Below are 17,045 nucleotides of genomic sequence, written 5' to 3' on the forward strand. Positions count from 1 at the left end.
GAACGGTTCTCGATTTCGCTGTCCTCGATATCCCGGGTAATTTTCTCCCGCCGCATGCCGCACGCTCGGGCGATGTAAACATTTAGAAGTTATAGGCTACGTTGACACCACCGCCCCAGTCAGGACTTCCATCAGAAAAGCCTTTCGTCGCATATGCCTGCAGTTTGTAACCGCCGCCAAGCTTGCGCGAATAGAACGCGGTCAGCTCACGTTGTGCAAAGCCGACGTCGGTAGATTTGGTGCGATAGTCCAGCATCGCGCCAATACTTGCCTGCTGATCGAGCTTGTAGGAGAGGCCTGCGTTAGCGCTGATGACATCCTTGAGCTTCAGTGCTTCTGACGATCCCAGCATGCCATAGCCGATGCCGCCGAACCATGTCACGTTGCCCATCCTGGTGTAGGGGTCGATCATGATCCAGTAATCGTTTTCACCGGTGCCAAGGCCCTTGTCGCTGTCGGCAGTACCAAACTTGATCTTTGCCGTGACATCGATACCAGTCTGCGACTTCAGGTCGACCATGAAGGAATAGGTCGCACTCGTCGTCAAGTCTCCCATGCCGGAGTCCGTACGCGTCGTGGTCGAGGTCTGCCGCACGGCGCCCACGCCAGCGACAACGTTGTCGGAGCCTGTGATGCGCACGTAGGGAATGGACGCTTTCAATGTCCAGTTGCCGCTCTCGTAGGTGCCGATAAACGGGATGGCCGTAATCTCGGTACGGGTATCGGTACCGTACTTGCCCGTGGTGTAGTCGTATCCCGTCTTGAAAGTGAAATTGCCTTCGGCGAACGCTGCCTGGGACAGCAGCGCGGCTGCGAGGAGACTCAGTTTTTTCATGTTGATAACAATCGTTGTTTCAATAAAAAACCGGGCAACGCTTGTTGCCCGGCTGGGTAGAGCTAATGAGTAAATGGCTGGCTGGGTTGATTAGTTGCGGCGAGCCTTCTCGACTTTTTCGGGACGCTCGATTTTTTCGACCTTTGCGACTTTCTCCACCTTTTCAAGCTTTTCGACCTTCTCAACTTTGTCCACCTTCTCGACCTTTTCCACTTTTTCTATTTTGTCGACCTTGGCAGGTTTCTCTGCTTTGAACGCAGCGAGGGCTTCACGTTTCTCTGCAGCCAAGGCCTTGTTCTCGGCCGCACGCGTCTGACCGGCCTGTGCCGATTCAGGCAGCACAACCGTAGCGCCATGGGTTTTTGCTGTGACGCCGGAGGGGACAGTTGCGCCGGCTTTGTAGACGGTTGCGCCTTTTCTGGCAGTTGTTGTTGCGGGAGCCGTGGTGGTGGTGGTGGTCGTTGTTGGAGTCGTTGTTGTGGTCGGCGCTGTTGTAGCGGTTGCCGTTGTTGTGGTGCTTGCCGAATCCATGTTTGTCGTTGCGGTGACCTGCGTGGTCGTTGGTGTGGTAGTCGCCGTTACAGGCGTGGTTGCCGTCGTCGTCGTTGTTTCTGTCACAGCGGTTGACGATGCAGTTGTCGACGCGGTCTGTGCAAATGCGGTACCGGTAGACAACAGCGCTGCTGTAAGCGCGGTCAGGATAAAGGCAGGACGTGCAGTCTTATTACTTTTCATAGCGGTCTCCAAAGGCGGATATCAAGTAGGCATTGCCGGAAGAATACTAACCATGGAGCGCTGAAACATGATGGCGTAAAGCTGTATCAGCTGTAAGGGAATGTTAATACCCAGAAACATAATCTATTCGCCACAATTGACGATGCCTCGGCATTGTTCTATTCTGCACTCTTCTGTTCTATCAGACAGAATGATAATCACATGACAAGCAAGGTTTCCGTAAAGATCAAGACCGACGAGGACGGCAGTTCCGACGAACCTGGTGTCGCCGCCGTGAATCGCGCGCTCAATATCCTCAATGCATTCACAGAAGACGCGCCAATGCTGACGCTAGCCCAACTCAGCCAGCGGACTGGTCTCTACAAGAGCACGATCTTGCGCCTGATGCAATCGCTCGAATCCTACGGATATATCCATAGATTCGACAGTGGCGCCTACATGCTCGGGCCTTCGCCCATCCGACTCGCCGCTCTCGCCACTAGGGCATTGCATCCGGCAGAGCTGGTCATGCCCGTATTGCGTGAACTGGTGCAGGCGACAAGTGAAAGCGCGTCCTTTTACGTGCGCTCCGGCACGATGCGTCTTTGCTCATTCAGGGTCGATTCACCCCGCGCCGTACGCGACCACGTTCAGGTCGGCGAACTGCTGCCGCTGGACAAGGGAGCAGCTGGCCATGTACTCGTCGAATTCGAGCGCTTGGCATCGGACGCAGACACACTCAGCGCCGATAACCTGATACGGATTACGCGCGGCGAGCGAGATGCGGAAACCGCCGCAGTTGCTTGCCCGGTATTCGGTGAAAAAAATGCGCTGCAGGGTGCACTCAGTCTGTCCGGGCCAATTACACGGTTTGGCGATGCCGAGGTGGCGGCGATGATTCCGGCCCTGATTGCCGCGGCAAGAACATTGACAATACGCTTCAAAGGCAACCCGTCGATATTCTCATCTGCGAATGAGACCTTCCATCTTGAATAGCAATTCCAGTACAGGAAATCAATGACAACGCTACTTTCTGGCATCAAGGTACTTGACCTGACCAATGTACTTGCCGGCCCCTTTACCGGCTATCAGATGGCACTGCTTGGTGCCGAGGTCACCAAGGTGGAAACACCTGGCTCCGGGGATCTGGCACGACAGCTCGGTGCCGATGCCGGTCTGAACAAGGAGAACATGGGCACATCCTTCCTTGCGCAAAACGCGGGCAAGCGCTCTATCGCCCTGAACCTTAAATCCGCTGCAGGCAAGAAGGTATTTGCCAGGCTGGTGCAGCAAACGGATGTCGTTCTCGAAAATTTCCGCCCCGGCGTCATGGATCGCCTCGGCCTCGGCTATGACGCCCTAAGACTGATTAATCCAGGCTTGATCTACTGCGCAATTTCAGGATTCGGACAGACCGGTCCACTGGCAAGCGCACCTGCCTACGACCAGATCATCCAGGGCCGGTCCGGGGTGATGAGTATCACCGGCGACGAGGCGACAGCACCACTGCGGGTCGGCTATCCGGTATGCGACACCATTGGCGGCATGACGGCGGCCTTCGCCATTTCATCGGCGCTGGTGCGGCGGGAGCGCAGCGGCGAAGGCGCCTTTCTCGACGTATCGATGCTGGACTCGGCCATCGTCACCATGGGGTGGATCGTTTCCAATCAATTGATCGCCGGACAGGCGCCTGTACCGATGGGGAATAACAATTTTACAGCGAGTCCTTCCGGCACCTTCCGTACTGGGTCAGGCCTGCTCAATATCGCGGCAAACAAGCAGGAGCAGTTTGAAACGCTGTGCCAGATCGTCGGCCGGCCCCAACTCATCGCAGATCCGCGATTCGCTGCACGTGAGTCGCGCAAGCAGTATCGCGCTGCACTGACCCAGGCTATCGAAGACGCGCTGTCGGAAAACACGGCCGCCCACTGGGAAGAGGTGCTGACCACAGCCGGCGTTCCCGCCGGCCAGGTGCTCAGCGTGGAACAGGCATTGAACCAGGAGCAGATTGCCCACCGTGAACTGCTGATGCACCTGCCCTTCAACGACGGCAACAGAGACAGCATCACGGTAACTCGCAGCGGGTTTAAGGTAGACGGTAATGTCACCTGCGTTGAACAAGGACCACCGCGCCTCGCGGAACATACGACAACTGTTTTGCAGGAAGCTGGCTACACGCCGGAGGAAATCGATCAGTTGCGATCGGAAGGAGCCATATGACTACCGGAGCGGAAAACAAGGACTGGCTCGCCAGGGCAAAGGACTGGTGGAGCACCAAAATTATCGATATTCGCCCTGGCATCATCCGCGTCAAGGGCAAGCCTATCGAAGACCTGATTGGTAACATCAGCTATGCACATATGGTATGGCTGATGTGCCGCGATGACGAACCAAGTCCGGCACAGGCCAGGCTGCTAGAGGCCGCGCTCGTTTCGGCTGTCGATCACGGTCCGCAGGCTCCTTCGATCGCAATTTCGCGCATGGCGGTGACCTGCGGCCTTCCGCTTAATGGCGCGATGGCATCCGCGATCAACGTGCTGGACGACGTCCATGGCGGCGCGGGCGAACAGTGCCTCGCGCTATTTGAGTGCATTCGTTCCTATGCTGCTTCAAAACCCATGTCGGATGCAACTGAACAGGCGCTTGATGAGTACAGCAACACGCATGGAAAAATCATTCCGGGATATGGGCACCGTTTTCACCCGGTAGATCCACGTGCGGTCAGGTTGCTTTCCCTCATCGACGAAGCGGCCAAAGCCGGTGTTGTTACAGGACATTACGCAGAGATTGGTCGACAGGTAGAAACTTCTCTTGGCAAGCGAAGCGGACGCCACATTCCTATGAATATCGACGGTGCGACCGCCGTCGTCTACGGTGAACTCGGCTTCGAGCCGGAACTCGCGAGAGGCTTGTTTGTCCTGTCGCGCTCGGTCGGCATCCTGGCACACGCGTGGGAACAGAAACAACAGGGTGGCCGTATAAAGGGGCCAATGCCACCGGATATGGGCTATCGCTATACCGGGAAATAGGCACCCTTTAACAATTCCCGGGTGTTGGATTTCCCGTTTCAGCGCTCCTGAAACGACGACTTGGCTTGTTCGCTTCGAAAAAAATTTTCCCGGTATCAACCGCCTAATGGATACCTTCCGCTAACATCGCGGACCTGCCAGTGACAGCAGCATCCCTTTTGGGGTAGCAGGAGCCTGGGACGGGCGTCGAATTGGAATGGAAGGTAGGCAGCGTGTGCTTCTTGCAACGGCACTTCAAGCTGGGGATTTCCCTCCACCGACTCTTGCCAAAGAAGTCGTTCGAGGGGTCTTCAACCTGACCCTCTAAGTGCGATTGAATTGCTGCCGCAGATAAGCAAGAAAGGTTTCGTCCACGGACATGGTCTTTCCTTCCGCATCGGCAAGCTTCGCCACAGGTTGTCCATTACACGTGGTGAGCTTCATGACGATATTCAGCGTGTCGATACCCATATCATTGGTCAGGTTTGTTCCTATCCCAAATCCCATCTGCACGTAATCGGCAAATTCCCGATGCAATGCCAATGCCTTTGGCAGGTTCAGGCTGTCGGAATAGACCAGTCTCTTCGTATGCGGGTCGATGCGAAGCTTCGCATAATGGGCGAGTGCCTTTCTGGTCCATTCTGCAGGATCGCCGGAATCGTGACGCAAGCCGTCGAAGAGTTTGGCAAAGTACAAGTCGAAATCATTCAGGAAAGCATCCATACCAACCACATCGGTCAGTGCGATGCCAAGGTCGCCTCGATATTCCTGCACCCACGCCTCGAGCGAAGCCTTTTGAAACTGCTTGAGCTGCACACCGACTGCCTGGAATGTCTGCAGGTATTCGTGCGCCATCGTACCGATAGGTACCAGACCATATTTGCGCGCCAGGTGAACGTTGGAAGTTCCCTTGAAATACGCAGGAAGCTCACGGCTCAGCGTAGCCACCGCTTCGTCATGCCAGCTAGCGGAAAACCGCCGGCGCGTGCCGAAGTCAAAGAACTGGAATGGATGTACGCGCTCGGCCGTCTCAGGCCCCTTCTGCCGCAGGAGTTCAACCTTTGCCTGAAGGCGCCTTCGTCCTTCCGCTACCGCGGCATCCTGGTCCATGCTACGGAAGTAGAGCTCATTGACGATCGATAGTACATAGACCTCAAAACCCATTACATGGATTTGCGGTCCTTGCGCAACGATCACAAGATCGTCGCCGTGTTCCTCAATGCTGATGTAGCGCCGCTGAAAGTGGAAAATCCGCAGGAAGTCGATGAAGTCCGATTTGAAGTACGGCCGCTTACGAAGATACTCCAGATCGTCATCCGTAAAACGCATCGCACACAAAGCATCAAGCTGTGTCTCGACATCGTGCCGAAGCGAACTCAAGGGATACGCCGGTTTGTTGCGGCATTTGAAGCGATATTCGGATTGGTTGGCCGGGAATGCATGCAGCAGTGACTGCCACATGGTGAATTTGTACAGGTCCGTGTCGAGCAGGCTCTGAATCACCTGCTGAAAGGGTTTTTTCATGTCAATGGTTTTCCTTATCTAGTCCAGCAGTTCAGCAACCTCATTTGCCGTCAAGCGTTCTACGCCATGTTTGCCTGCCCGCTCAAAGAATCCACGCTCCGCTGCGTCGAAACCCGTGACTGCACTCATGCAATCTCGCAGCAGCACCATGCGTGGCAGGCGCAGATTTTTGCCCATAGCATAACCGAGAAGTTGTTCGACGCTCGCCGCCACACAATGACTGGAAGCTTCGCCAGCGATCAGCAAAAGATCCGTGTTCCTAAGCAGGTCTGTTGCGAGACGCTCATTGAATTTCGTCGCTTCCTCGTCTTCATGGGGCACTTCGGCTTCGAAGACGCCATAGTGCTCCGACAGGGGATATTGCCCCTTCAGCACCCTGGTAACTGGAGTTTGACGAGCGAACTCCCAGGCATTCAGTTGTTGTGACAACGCAGTATGGATATTGTGCCCCCATGTCCCGGTTACGCAGTGTACGGGCCAGGCAATCAGCTGGTGCTTTCCGCGCTGTTCGAGTTTTTCCAGCATGCCGGTTACCGACGGCAGCAAGCTGCGATCGCGTGGAACGTATATCCCGGTACGCACGCTGTCGAGGGTGATGACGGTAAACGGAGGGACTTCCCCTCCATCATGTGCAGCCCAAAAGGTGGTACGCTCGACCGCGACACTGGCGTGAGAATCGAGCGTTATCGTGATGGAGGACAGTGCCGATCCATGTCCCGCTATAAAAGCGGCAAGTCGTTTCATGTCTCCATCGGCACCTGTAACAGGTAGGGCGGCGCCCGGAATATCGCAGAAATCATTCTGTGGATCAATGATAAGCAGGTTGACGTTCATGGCAGATGCGTTTCAAAAACGGTAAGTCTTTGCGGATGAGGTTCAGTGTATCCTACTTGGATCAGCTTACATCCGGCAGATCATCTATCCAGGATCGCCCTAGATCATAAGGCGATCGTCAAGGCTGCCGTGTTGCGGATACGTAGCAAGGTCAGCTATACCTCGTTGCCGATGTACTTGCTCCGGAAAAATTCACGCAGTCCGAACTGCGGGCGACTTATGAAGCCATCATTGGGAAGCCACTCAATAATGCAGATCTTCACCGGAAGGTCGATGACCGTGGCGCGCTCGATGAACGTACAGGGGAATATCGCAGCACCGCAAACAGCCACCCCACATAGTTGTATCGGCTGACGTCAGAGTTCAGCGACGTGATGTCCTTATGGGAACGAGGGCATTGACGGAGCTGCGATTGTTGGGACGGGAACTGCTAAACAATCGTCGTGAGCCAGTGGATTGACACTGAGGCCGCACTTACCGAACATACTAAAACCAGCACGACACACCTCGCGATGCGCCATTTGTCCTCAACAGGCAATGCACGTGAATCGGATGTGACATCAGAGGTAGGGTTGGTGTTCATGGTTATCTCCATCGTAAATTAAAAGATAAAAATACTCTTGAAGCTGATATCAGGCGTATTGCGCAATGCCTTCGCCAAACGACCAGTTTTCCTTTTTGACTTCGACCAGGTTGATGATGACGTCGGCAATCGCAAAGGCTCCGTTAAGCGCGGTCAGTTCCGCCATGCGTTGAAAAAGATCTTTTTTCGCCTGAACGCTGCGGCCTTCACTACAGGTGATCTGTACAAAGACGACGTGGGCCGAGTGCGCGATACCCAGATAAGCGGGTGTACAAACCAGGTCATCCGGACCGTGCTCACTGATGACCTGAAAACGATCGTCCTCCGGAACCTTGAAGGTCTCTACCAAAGCTCGGTGGATTGCATCAGACACATGCCGCTTGATCTCCGGCGAACTTCCCTGCGGTAAATAAATTCGTACAAATGGCATGACTTACTCCTCTTCAATGGGACCCGGTTGCGAGTAACTAGGTGACAGAAGGACTATAGGTAGCTAATATATATTTGTAAAATTCGAAGTTTTAAAGAAATACTTTTAATTTACTCATATATGAGCAGACTTTTGTTGGACCTTGATTTGCTGAGGACGCTTGTAACGGGTATCAGCATGGGCAGTTTTGCGCGCGCTGCGGACAAGATTGGCCGCTCGCAATCGGCGTTAAGCCTGCAAATGAAAAAACTGGAAGAGCAGCTGGACGTCGAGATTTTCGAAAAGCAGGGGCGCTCGCTTACCCTGACCGCTGCGGGAAAAACCCTGCATGATTACGCTCAGCGCATGCTGGAGCTCAACGAGGAAACGGTCGCTGCTGTGCGCGGCTCGGCCATTATGGGCAGTGTACGCTTCGGCATGTCGGTGGATTTTGAAAACACCTGGCTACCCGCCACACTGGCAAGGTTTGCCCGCTCGCATCCCCAAGTTGCCATCGAAATCCGCATGGACCGCAATTCCGCACTGGCCGCTCAAGTGGATCGCGGTGAAATCGATATCGCGCTGATCTTTTCCAATGAAAAAGCGGAAGGCGCTGAGCCAATCGCCGAACTCGACATGGTGTGGATAGGCCGGCCGGATTTGTCGCTCGCGGCGGATGAGCCGCTGCCGCTTTTACTACTGGAACAGCCCTGCGTATTCCGGCAGGCGGCCATCAAGTCGCTGGACGATGCTGGTATTAAATGGCGTATCGCGGTGACCAGCCCCAGCCTTGGAGGATTGTGGGCGGCAGCGGAAGCCGGCATTGGCGTCACAGTCAGATGCGGCGTATCGGCGCCACGGGGCCTCACGAACATCGGCATCGAACGCCGGTTGCCCACGTTGCCTGGCATCGGCCTGGTGATCCGTCACGGGCACAAACCGATAACACCTGCGATCGCACGGCTGCGTGAAGTGATATTGGAAGTGTTGCATGAAAATCTTCCACCGGAGGTCCTCCAGACATCGGCGGACGCGCTGCCTGCCAACGAGGAGCGCCTATCAAAATGACGGTGGCAAGGCGCGCCGACGAAGACAGTACAGGCGTACGGCTAGGAGGCCTCGGCGGCCCCAAACAACGCGGCAAGCGGCATTTTGATAGGTGCTCTAAGTGACGAAAAGCTGTGCATCAGCGTATGGCTGATGGTGTAACGATGGTGCGGTTGAAAAACGGTTGTCCGCGTTTGCCGCCACACTGTCCGAGCCAACTCAGTCAGTTCTTTACCGGCTGGAACGTTTACGGTCTAATTGTCATTCTGAAAACCGAGAGGCTCCCATGGCAAAGGCATCCTGCCCCCAATGCAAAGCGAAAACCGCTTCCAGCGCACATGTATGCCCCGCCTGCGGTTTTCCGCTGACTCCGCCACAACCTTTGCGTCATCGTCAATGGCCAACGAAGAAGGAAAATATGAGTGGATTTTCCAAGGCCTTGCTGCTAATCGGCGGGGTGTTCGCGGCGCTCCTTTTCCTGACCGCTTAAGCTACCATGCGCTCCAAGCCCCAATCGGCCAGGCTCCTGGATTACCAAGCTCCTGGTTTGCATAAATTTATGGTGGATAGAGTTCATCCATTAAAACGGGGCGCAGCATGCGCCCCGTTTTATTTACCTTGTAGTTTTCGTAGCCGGCACAACTTGCAGCGATACTTTGTCACCCGGACGCAGGCTGAAGAAGGCGGTTCCGGCGCTTACCGAGGTCGCAACCTCGGTACCATCAACGGTCTTGGTCCGTAGCGTGGCACCAGATGGAATTGAAACAGGCACCGTAACCGTCATAGGCGCATTGCATACCGCTGGGTCATAGGTCCCGGTCAAATGCACATTAGCCTGGGTTGACGACGGAAGCAACACCTCCGCCTTGACCATATCCCGGCAAAGCCTATAGCGCGACACGTTGGCAAACGTGTCTGTCCATAACGCAGACGAATACTGCGCCGCATAGGCCAGATGTTTCTGCAGGAATTCGGTCGTGACCGGGCTCCATCCGTCGCCGTCAATGCCATGTCCGCCGGCCACAAACCATCCGCCCGCCTTGACGGCTTCGTCGAGTTGGCGGTTCACTGTCACCAGAGTGCCAGCAAGGTCAGTTCCGTGATCCGTGTCAAAGAAAGCAAACTGATAGCCCGGATCGCCCAAGTTCATCTTGCGGACGGCAACGTGGTTCTGCTGTGCGACTTTCAATGCGCGATCGGAATAGAGATGATATGGAAAAGCGAAGGTCTGTGGCCGGATGCCCAACTTTTGCTCAATCAGTCGTTGCGCCCCATTGATTTCCGCGTCGAGCTGTTGGTCGCTCAACACCGTGTTGCGAAAATCCGGATGGGTCATGGAATGATTTCCGATTTCATGTCCCTTGCCCGCAAGCGTCTTCCACATCGACCAGCCATCGGCGCGTATGATGCCGGGGATGATATAGAAGGTGGCGCGCACCCCCGCCTTCTCAAAGATGGAAGCAATCGCGGTGCTGGTCGCATAACCATCATCGAAGGTATAGGAAGCCGCTGCCCGCTTGTTGTCTTTGTACTTCGCAATACGCAGTGCGGTAAAGTCCACGCAGCGACTTAAGTCGGGACACACTGTGTCACTCGTACTGGTTCCTTCATTCGAGCCGTTGCCTGTTTCAGCATCTGTGCCGGCGTTCGACTCTGATCCACTTCCGCCCTGCCCCGTATCCGAGCCGCTGCTGTCGGCATTGGAAGTAGTGCCGGTGCCTGGCCCTACATTTGTATCCGTAGCAGTGCCTGAATTACCACCGGTGTCGGTACCGGTACTGGCGCCCGCATTTGTGCCAAGATTTCCCGCAACACTGATGCCTGTACCCGTTAAGCCTGACCCATCGGCAGCTGATCCTCCGCTTCCGCCACCACATGCTGTCAATCCCAAAGCAGCTCCCAACACAACTACCGGCACTACGCTTGCACGCAACATTCACTTCCCCCTGTTTGTTCTGATCGAATTCGGGAGTGATCTCCCTTACGCATATGATCGAGGACATGGGCAGGGGTCGCTATGATCCATGTCGCCTGGGGAATTGTGACAAATCATGCGATATGCACTGGGTACCGGACCTGTATCAATAGCGGGTGCGCAAGGCATCTTTTATTGGTATGCCTGCCGATTGGGCGCAATTAACTTTACCGACTTGAGTAATTTCAGTAGAGAGAATTCAGTAGAGAGAAAAAGTTGATGACACAGCGAAACCTGCGTCGTCTTTCGGTTCACCGCGCCATACAGAATGCATCGCCGTGAAACCTGAACCTTGAAGGTTCATAATAAGAAGGTCACGGTGCAAATTGCATGCATGCCATAACAATTCAACGAATCACAGGAAACCGATATGTCTCATCGAATAGCAGTCGAACTATCCAAAGCCTATCGGCTGCTTAATCACGGCCCTACAGTATTAGTCAGCAGCGCATACGACGGAACAGTCAATGTAATGGCTGCTGCCTGGTCGATGCCGCTCGACTTTTCGCCGCCCAAGGTGGCTGTTGTCATCGATCGCAACACATGGACACGCCGTCTGGTGGAAGGCTCCGGCGAGTTCGCACTGAACGTGCCGTCAAGGGAGTTTGCCCAGCAAACCCTGGCGGTCGGCTCGCGGTCAGGGCGTGATGTGAACAAGTTCAACGAGTACGGCATCACCACGTCCGCTGCCGAAAAAATTGCTGCACCGCTTATAAACGGCTGCCTTGGCTGGCTTGAATGCCGGGTCATTCCGGAACCACATATCCAGGAGCGCTACGATCTTTTCCTCGCTGAAGTGATCGCTGCCTGGGCCGATCCAGCAGCCTTCGCAGAAGGCCATTGGTCATTCAATGACGGTGGCCCTCGCAGCATTCATTACATTGCTGGCGGAAATTTCTTCGAAACCGGGGAATCTTTTGACGTAAAAAAATAGAGTAAGGAGGGAATTACGTAGCCAGCCGTTTCAGTTTTAATGACGCACTAAGCTACGCAATCTCCCAAGACTTACTTCGGAACCACGGGCGAGTATTCCAGTGGCACCCAGGCGTACCCTTTCTTTTCCGCACGTACGTGGCCTATCCCGGGAAAGGGAAGATGCGCGCCGGCGATCCAGAGCTTGTTCTTAGCAGCGTCCGCAAATACCTTCTTGCGGGTTGCAATTGCCTTCTTGTTGTCGACGTCAAACTCGATCGCCACTTCAGGTCGCGCGAACTGTACGGCGTGGCTATGCACAATATCACCCCACACCAACAGTTGCTGGTCACCCGATGAAAACATATAGCCCGCGTGGCCGGGTGTATGCCCCGGCGTGGGCACGGACACAACGCCTTCCATCAGCTTGTCGCCGGCAGCGAACTGCTTGAGCTTGCCGTCACGCGCATAAGGTGCAACCGAGTCGTCGGCCATCTTGAAAAAACCTTGCGCCTCCTTGGGTGCCTTTGCGGCGACATCCTTGTTGAGCCAGAATCCGGCCTCATCCTTGGATACGTAAACAGTCGCATTGGGGAACGCTGGCTTGCCATCTGCCGCGATGAGACCGCAAACGTGGTCTCCATGCAGATGCGTCAGCAATACGGAATCGATTTGTGCCGGGTCGTATCCCGCTGCCCGGAGATTATCGCCAATGACACCCAGTGTCGGGCCGAAGCATTTAGCTGCGCCGGTGTCGATCAGAATCAGGTTCTTGCCGGTATTGATCAGGAATGCGTTGACTGCCGTCTGCACCCTTTTGGACGAAGCGATGAACATCCGGCCAAGCAACTGCTGAATATCGTCGGCGCTGGCACCCTTGAGAAGCTTATTGTCGAGCGCGACGTAGCCGTCATACAGGGCGGTAACTTCAATGTCACCGACATTCAGGCGGTAATAGCCGGGCACCTGGGTGGTTTGCTTCGCGGGAGGGGCCGCTGATGCCGTTGCGGGCAGAAATGCTGTCGCTGCGGCAGTTGCTGCGATCATGGCAGCGAGAAGGATTTTGCGGGCATTTCTTGAATTGTTCTGAGCCATATCTTTCCATATCGTATTGACGGAGTTTGCGATCATAACGCAAATGGATATGGCATTCAGGTGTAGTGGGCTTTACGCTTCGGAGCAAGCAATGCAGGAAAGGCAGAGAGCGCATGGAGATTTTGCGTTCTCTGCATCGGGAGCAAGTCACAGTTATCCGTGCAGCTTCGGGCGTTTATCGACAACGCGTCGCGCCTTGCCGGTTGCCGTGCGCTCGATCGCCTCGGAATTCAGCACACGAACATCGGTCGTCACGCCGACATAGGTCTTGATCTGATGTTGCAACTCACGTGCAACGGCATCGACTTCATTGGCAGACAACTGGCCTGACATTTCGGGACGCAACTCGCTCAGCACCTCGAGTTTGTCAAGGTGACCGTCACGCGTCAGGACAAGCTGGTATTGCGGAGCGAGTTTGGGCTGCTTGAGGATCAGTTCTTCAATCTGCGAGGGAAAGACATTGACGCCGCGAATGATCAGCATGTCGTCCGAGCGGCCGGTAATCTTGGCAATACGGCGCATCGACCGCGAACTCGGCGGCAACAGGCGCGTCAGGTCGCGCGTCCGGTAGCGAATGATGGGCAAGGCTTCTTTGGTCAGCGAGGTGAACACCAGCTCGCCCTCCTCACCGTCGGCAACCACTTCACCCGTGTCCGGATTGATTATTTCAGGATAGAAGTGATCTTCCCAGATCACCGGGCCATCCTTGCTTTCGATACATTCACTCGCTACGCCCGGTCCCATTACCTCGGACAGGCCATAGATATCAACCGCGTCGATGCCTGCGCGCTGCTCGATTTCCGTACGCATTGCGCCAGTCCATGGCTCCGCCCCGAAGATGCCAACCTGTAGCGAATTCTTTGCCGGATCCAGGCCTTGCCGCTGAAACTCTTCAACGATGTTCAGCATGTACGACGGTGTCACCATGATGATGTCCGGCTTGAAATCCTGGATCAGCTGCACCTGCTTTTCGGTCTGCCCGCCGGACATGGGGATTACTGTGCATCCAAGGCGTTCAGCGCCATAGTGCGCGCCGAGACCGCCGGTAAACAACCCGTAACCATAGGCGATATGCACGATGTCACCGGCACGGCCGCCTGCTGCACGGATCGACCTGGCGACGACATCGGCCCAGGTATCAATGTCGTTCTGCGTATAGCCGACGACGGTCGGCTTGCCGGTGGTACCGCTGGAGGCATGGACACGGACTACTTTTTCTCGCGGTACGGCGAACATGCCAAAAGGATAGTTGTCTCGCAAATCCTTCTTGGTTGTAAACGGAAACTTCGCAAGGTCGCCCAGGGTTTTCAGGTCGTCCGGATGTACACCGGCCGCGTCGAACGACGCCCGGTAATGCGGCACATTGTCGTACGCGTGACGGAGCGTCCACTTCATGCGCTCAAGCTGCAACGCCTGAAGTTCGTCCTTGCTGGCGCGCTCTATCGGGTCAAGGTCATTGTCTGTCGGATTGCGCTGTGGCATGGCTGTCTCCTTGTATTCTGTGTGTCCGTATCTCGATGAATCTCCAACCCCGCGACTCTCAGGCCTGCCGCTGGATCAGGCCTTCTACCACTTCGCCTTTGATCTGGTGCGATTTGCCGCGGAACAGTGCGATGCGCTCGCCGTTCTGGTTGATCACGGTGACGTCGTACACCCCCGACTTTCCGGCACGTGCCTGCTCAACCGCTTCAGCGGTAAGCACGTCGCCTTCGCGTCCGGGGGCGAGGTATTCGATCGAACATCCGGCCGCCACCGTATTGAGGTTATAGCTGTTACAGGAAAACGCGAACGCGCTATCCGCCAGCGCGAAAATGAAGCCACCGTGACAGGTCTTGTGCCCGTTCAGCATGTCGCGTCGGATAGGCATGCTGAGGCGTGCATAGCCCGGGCCGATGCCGACGATTTGCATGCCAAGCGACTTTGTCGCCTCATCACGTTCGTACATCGCGGCCGATGTGGCGACCGCCACTGCCTGCGCGGGACTTGCCTGATCAGCTTCATGCATGGACCGACTCTCCTGTGTGTCAAATTGTTGAGGTAACCGCAGTCATTTTCCCTTGAATTTGGGAGCGCGCTTTTCAATGAAAGCGTTGACGCCTTCACGATAATCTTCACTGCGCCCGAGTTCACGCATGAAATCACGTTCGAGATCGAGTTGCTGTGGAAGCGTATTCGCCGGGCTCGCGTAGATCGCCTGCTTGGTGCGCGCCAGGCCCAGCGTTGGCGCCGAGGCAAAGTGCGTGGCAAGTTTGTCGGTTTCGGCGACAAGCTGGTCATCATCGACGCATTTCCAGATAAGGCCCCAGTTTTCCGCCTGCTCGGCGCTCAGCTTGTCGCCCAGCATTGCCAGTCCCATTGCACGCGCGGTACCGACAAGACGCGGCAGGAAGTAGGTACCGCCGGTGTCGGGAATCAAACCAAGACGGCAAAACGCTTCGACGAACGATGCCGACCTGCCGGCAATCACGATATCGGCAGCCAATGCGAGGTTGGCGCCCGCACCTGCGGCCACACCGTTGACGGCGCAGATCACCGGCACTGGCAGGTTGCGCAGTGCCAGCACAAGAGGTCCGTAATATTTTTGAATGGATTCACCAAGGTCTACCGCATCCTGGCCAGGCGCGACGGTGCTATCACTCAGGTCCTGACCGGCACAGAAGCCACGGCCGGCTCCCGTCACGACCAGGACGCGCACCGACGGGTCAGCCTTGACCTGCTCCAGTGCCTCGCGCACTTCAACGTGCATGGCGGTCGTGAAACTATTGAGCTTGTCCGGACGGTTGAACGTCAGCTTCGCGACGCCTTCGGTGACGCTGAACAGGATATGTTGGAATGCCATTGTCTGCTCCAGAACGATGATGGTTATTGTTGCGTGATTTTGTCGGTCGGTGACGGGCTGATTTCCGATTCAACGGGATCAACGGGTTCAGTATGCAATGATTCAGTGATCCTGATCGAAGTCCATGACAACCTTGTCGCTGACCGGAAAGCTTTGGCAGGAGAGCACGAAGCCGCGCGCCACCTCATAATCTTCTAGGGCATAGTTGGCATCCATGTCGACCTTTCCATCGACCAGTTTGCAGCGGCAGGTCGAGCAGACCCCGGCCTTGCAAGAATAACGCATATCGATACCCTGCTTCAGTGCGGCATCGAGTACCGATTCCTTATCTTTTTCCATTGTGAAGCTGACCTGATTGCCGTCGATAAGCAGTGTAACTTCGCAATCATGGCTGCCTGGAAGCGGCTGGGCGTGGGGTACGTGCTGCCGCTTCGGCACGCTGGCGGCAAACATTTCTATCTTGATCTTGTCTTTGGACAGTCCATGTTCCTGCAAGGCTTCTGACACCTCATGCATCATCTGCTCCGGCCCGCAGATAAAGGCCATGTCAACATCATCGAGTGCAATCCAGCTTTGGAAAAAGCGGCTGCATTTCTCCTTGTTGATGCGACCGTTGAACAGTTCGATGTCTTGCTGCTCGCGACTCATCACATAGACAAGCTTGAAACGGTCCAGAAAACGATCCTTCAAGTCGGAAAGCTCATCGCGAAAAATCACTGTCGAGGACGCACGGTTTCCATAAAACAAGGTGAAGTGGCTCTGCGGTTCGGCAAGCAGCGTCGTCTTGATGATGGAAAGAATAGGCGTAATGCCGCTCCCGGCGGCGAAAGCCAGATAGTGCTTGCGATTATCAGCGGACAGCGGCGCCTGGAAATGTCCCATTGGCGGCATCACATCGATCACCATGCCGGGCTGTAGCGCCTCGTTCGCCCATGTTGAGAACTGGCCATTGGAGGTACGCTTGATCGCAATTCGAAGGCTGTCGTCCTGCACGGCGGAACAGATCGAATAGGATCGTCGCACATCCTCTCCGTTGATACCCGCCCGCAACGTCAGGTGCTGCCCCTGCGAATACTTGTAGGACTCCTTGAGGTCGTCCGGCACTGAGAAGGTCACGACGATGGTGTCGCGCGCTTCCTTGCGCACGTTTGCTACCGTCAGCGGATGAAACTTGCTCATGACTAACTGCTCCCATTTCCAGCGATCAACGACTAGCTGCTTTATCGCGCAGCGTGGCGGCACATTCGGCATTCCGGTTCGGGCGCAGTCC

General features: G+C 55.5%; 16 protein-coding genes and 1 pseudogene. 6 read left to right on the forward strand and 11 right to left on the reverse strand.

Annotated features, from left to right (window positions below; all coding sequences use genetic code 11):
• Positions 1–82: 82 nt before the first annotated feature.
• Entirely contained in the window at positions 83–835 is a 753-nt protein-coding gene (locus ACFQUU_RS20395; protein ID WP_382249956.1) for a hypothetical protein, read from the reverse strand.
• A gap of 90 nt (positions 836–925) precedes the next feature.
• On the reverse strand, positions 926–1,570 hold the full coding sequence (locus ACFQUU_RS20400; protein WP_382249957.1) for a hypothetical protein: 645 nt from the start codon (positions 1,568–1,570) through the stop codon (positions 926–928).
• Positions 1,571–1,771: 201 nt separating this feature from the next.
• Between ACFQUU_RS20400 and ACFQUU_RS20405 the strand changes: the two genes are divergently transcribed.
• The 3 genes from ACFQUU_RS20405 to ACFQUU_RS20415 are packed head-to-tail and all read left to right on the forward strand — an operon-like array spanning position 1,772 to position 4,578.
• Positions 1,772–2,545, forward strand: coding sequence for an IclR family transcriptional regulator (locus ACFQUU_RS20405; RefSeq protein ID WP_382249958.1), 774 nt, complete (start codon positions 1,772–1,774; stop codon positions 2,543–2,545).
• Between the two features lie 21 nt (positions 2,546–2,566).
• Positions 2,567–3,769: a CaiB/BaiF CoA transferase family protein gene (locus ACFQUU_RS20410; RefSeq protein ID WP_382249959.1), complete on the forward strand. Its 1,203-nt coding sequence runs from the start codon at positions 2,567–2,569 to the stop codon at positions 3,767–3,769.
• Positions 3,766–4,578: a citryl-CoA lyase gene (locus ACFQUU_RS20415; protein WP_382249960.1), complete on the forward strand. Its 813-nt coding sequence runs from the start codon at positions 3,766–3,768 to the stop codon at positions 4,576–4,578. Before ACFQUU_RS20410 ends, ACFQUU_RS20415 begins: the two co-directional genes overlap by 4 nt.
• Positions 4,579–4,881: 303 nt before the next feature.
• Here the strand turns inward: ACFQUU_RS20415 and pncB are convergent, their stop codons facing one another.
• Both pncB and ACFQUU_RS20425 read right to left on the reverse strand, forming a co-directional pair.
• Positions 4,882–6,081, reverse strand: a complete 1,200-nt coding sequence (pncB, locus tag ACFQUU_RS20420; RefSeq protein WP_382249961.1) for a nicotinate phosphoribosyltransferase — start codon at positions 6,079–6,081, stop codon at positions 4,882–4,884.
• 18 nt (positions 6,082–6,099) lie between these two features.
• Complete coding sequence (locus ACFQUU_RS20425) at positions 6,100–6,915, reverse strand: cysteine hydrolase (protein WP_382249962.1); 816 nt, start codon at positions 6,913–6,915, stop codon at positions 6,100–6,102.
• A 188-nt stretch (positions 6,916–7,103) separates the two neighbouring features.
• Between ACFQUU_RS20425 and ACFQUU_RS20430 the strand changes: the two are divergent.
• Positions 7,104–7,256 (forward strand): annotated as a pseudogene (locus ACFQUU_RS20430) (hypothetical protein); the annotation flags it as partial.
• A gap of 291 nt (positions 7,257–7,547) precedes the next feature.
• On the opposite strand, the gene ACFQUU_RS20435 reads toward ACFQUU_RS20430, so the two are convergent.
• A complete protein-coding gene (locus ACFQUU_RS20435) occupies positions 7,548–7,928 on the reverse strand; it encodes a tautomerase family protein (protein ID WP_382249963.1) in 381 nt (126 codons plus the stop codon).
• Positions 7,929–8,063: 135 nt separating this feature from the next.
• Between ACFQUU_RS20435 and ACFQUU_RS20440 the strand changes: the two genes are divergently transcribed.
• A complete protein-coding gene (locus ACFQUU_RS20440; protein WP_382249964.1) occupies positions 8,064–8,975 on the forward strand; it encodes a LysR family transcriptional regulator in 912 nt (303 codons plus the stop codon).
• Between the two features lie 592 nt (positions 8,976–9,567).
• Here the strand turns inward: ACFQUU_RS20440 and ACFQUU_RS20445 are convergent.
• Positions 9,568–10,890, reverse strand: a complete 1,323-nt coding sequence (locus ACFQUU_RS20445; protein ID WP_382249965.1) for a polysaccharide deacetylase family protein — start codon at positions 10,888–10,890, stop codon at positions 9,568–9,570.
• A 409-nt stretch (positions 10,891–11,299) separates the two neighbouring features.
• Between ACFQUU_RS20445 and ACFQUU_RS20450 the strand changes: the two genes are divergently transcribed.
• Positions 11,300–11,863: a flavin reductase family protein gene (locus ACFQUU_RS20450; RefSeq protein ID WP_382249966.1), complete on the forward strand. Its 564-nt coding sequence runs from the start codon at positions 11,300–11,302 to the stop codon at positions 11,861–11,863.
• Positions 11,864–11,934: 71 nt separating this feature from the next.
• Here ACFQUU_RS20450 and ACFQUU_RS20455 read toward each other — a convergent pair whose 3' ends face one another.
• The 5 genes from ACFQUU_RS20455 to paaE form a co-directional block, all read right to left on the reverse strand.
• On the reverse strand, positions 11,935–12,936 hold the full coding sequence (locus ACFQUU_RS20455; RefSeq protein ID WP_382249967.1) for an MBL fold metallo-hydrolase: 1,002 nt from the start codon (positions 12,934–12,936) through the stop codon (positions 11,935–11,937).
• 153 nt (positions 12,937–13,089) lie between these two features.
• Positions 13,090–14,418: a phenylacetate--CoA ligase PaaK gene (paaK, locus tag ACFQUU_RS20460; RefSeq protein WP_382249968.1), complete on the reverse strand. Its 1,329-nt coding sequence runs from the start codon at positions 14,416–14,418 to the stop codon at positions 13,090–13,092.
• A gap of 58 nt (positions 14,419–14,476) precedes the next feature.
• On the reverse strand, positions 14,477–14,941 hold the full coding sequence (gene paaI, locus ACFQUU_RS20465; protein ID WP_382249969.1) for a hydroxyphenylacetyl-CoA thioesterase PaaI: 465 nt from the start codon (positions 14,939–14,941) through the stop codon (positions 14,477–14,479).
• Between the two features lie 42 nt (positions 14,942–14,983).
• Positions 14,984–15,775: a 2-(1,2-epoxy-1,2-dihydrophenyl)acetyl-CoA isomerase PaaG gene (paaG, locus tag ACFQUU_RS20470; RefSeq protein ID WP_382249970.1), complete on the reverse strand. Its 792-nt coding sequence runs from the start codon at positions 15,773–15,775 to the stop codon at positions 14,984–14,986.
• 102 nt (positions 15,776–15,877) lie between these two features.
• Positions 15,878–16,954, reverse strand: a complete 1,077-nt coding sequence (paaE, locus tag ACFQUU_RS20475) for a 1,2-phenylacetyl-CoA epoxidase subunit PaaE (RefSeq protein ID WP_382249971.1) — start codon at positions 16,952–16,954, stop codon at positions 15,878–15,880.
• Positions 16,955–17,045: the final 91 nt, after the last annotated feature.

The organism is Herbaspirillum sp. GCM10030257 (assembly GCF_042666555.1).
Lineage (GTDB): Bacteria > Pseudomonadota > Gammaproteobacteria > Burkholderiales > Burkholderiaceae_D > Noviherbaspirillum.

Bases quoted from the DNA above. Each gene is read 5' to 3' on its own strand.
- ACFQUU_RS20395 (WP_382249956.1), bottom strand. From the start codon at position 835: ATGAAAAAACTGAGTCTCCTCGCAGCCGCGCTGCTGTCCCAGGCAGCG.
- ACFQUU_RS20400 (WP_382249957.1), bottom strand. From the start codon at position 1,570: ATGAAAAGTAATAAGACTGCACGTCCTGCCTTTATCCTGACCGCGCTT.
- ACFQUU_RS20405 (WP_382249958.1), top strand. From the start codon at position 1,772: ATGACAAGCAAGGTTTCCGTAAAGATCAAGACCGACGAGGACGGCAGT.
- ACFQUU_RS20410 (WP_382249959.1), top strand. From the start codon at position 2,567: ATGACAACGCTACTTTCTGGCATCAAGGTACTTGACCTGACCAATGTA.
- ACFQUU_RS20415 (WP_382249960.1), top strand. From the start codon at position 3,766: ATGACTACCGGAGCGGAAAACAAGGACTGGCTCGCCAGGGCAAAGGAC.
- pncB (WP_382249961.1), bottom strand. From the start codon at position 6,081: ATGAAAAAACCCTTTCAGCAGGTGATTCAGAGCCTGCTCGACACGGAC.
- ACFQUU_RS20425 (WP_382249962.1), bottom strand. From the start codon at position 6,915: ATGAACGTCAACCTGCTTATCATTGATCCACAGAATGATTTCTGCGAT.
- ACFQUU_RS20435 (WP_382249963.1), bottom strand. From the start codon at position 7,928: ATGCCATTTGTACGAATTTATTTACCGCAGGGAAGTTCGCCGGAGATC.
- ACFQUU_RS20445 (WP_382249965.1), bottom strand. From the start codon at position 10,890: ATGTTGCGTGCAAGCGTAGTGCCGGTAGTTGTGTTGGGAGCTGCTTTG.
- ACFQUU_RS20450 (WP_382249966.1), top strand. From the start codon at position 11,300: ATGTCTCATCGAATAGCAGTCGAACTATCCAAAGCCTATCGGCTGCTT.
- ACFQUU_RS20455 (WP_382249967.1), bottom strand. From the start codon at position 12,936: ATGGCTCAGAACAATTCAAGAAATGCCCGCAAAATCCTTCTCGCTGCC.
- paaK (WP_382249968.1), bottom strand. From the start codon at position 14,418: ATGCCACAGCGCAATCCGACAGACAATGACCTTGACCCGATAGAGCGC.
- paaI (WP_382249969.1), bottom strand. From the start codon at position 14,941: ATGCATGAAGCTGATCAGGCAAGTCCCGCGCAGGCAGTGGCGGTCGCC.
- paaG (WP_382249970.1), bottom strand. From the start codon at position 15,775: ATGGCATTCCAACATATCCTGTTCAGCGTCACCGAAGGCGTCGCGAAG.
- paaE (WP_382249971.1), bottom strand. From the start codon at position 16,954: ATGAGCAAGTTTCATCCGCTGACGGTAGCAAACGTGCGCAAGGAAGCG.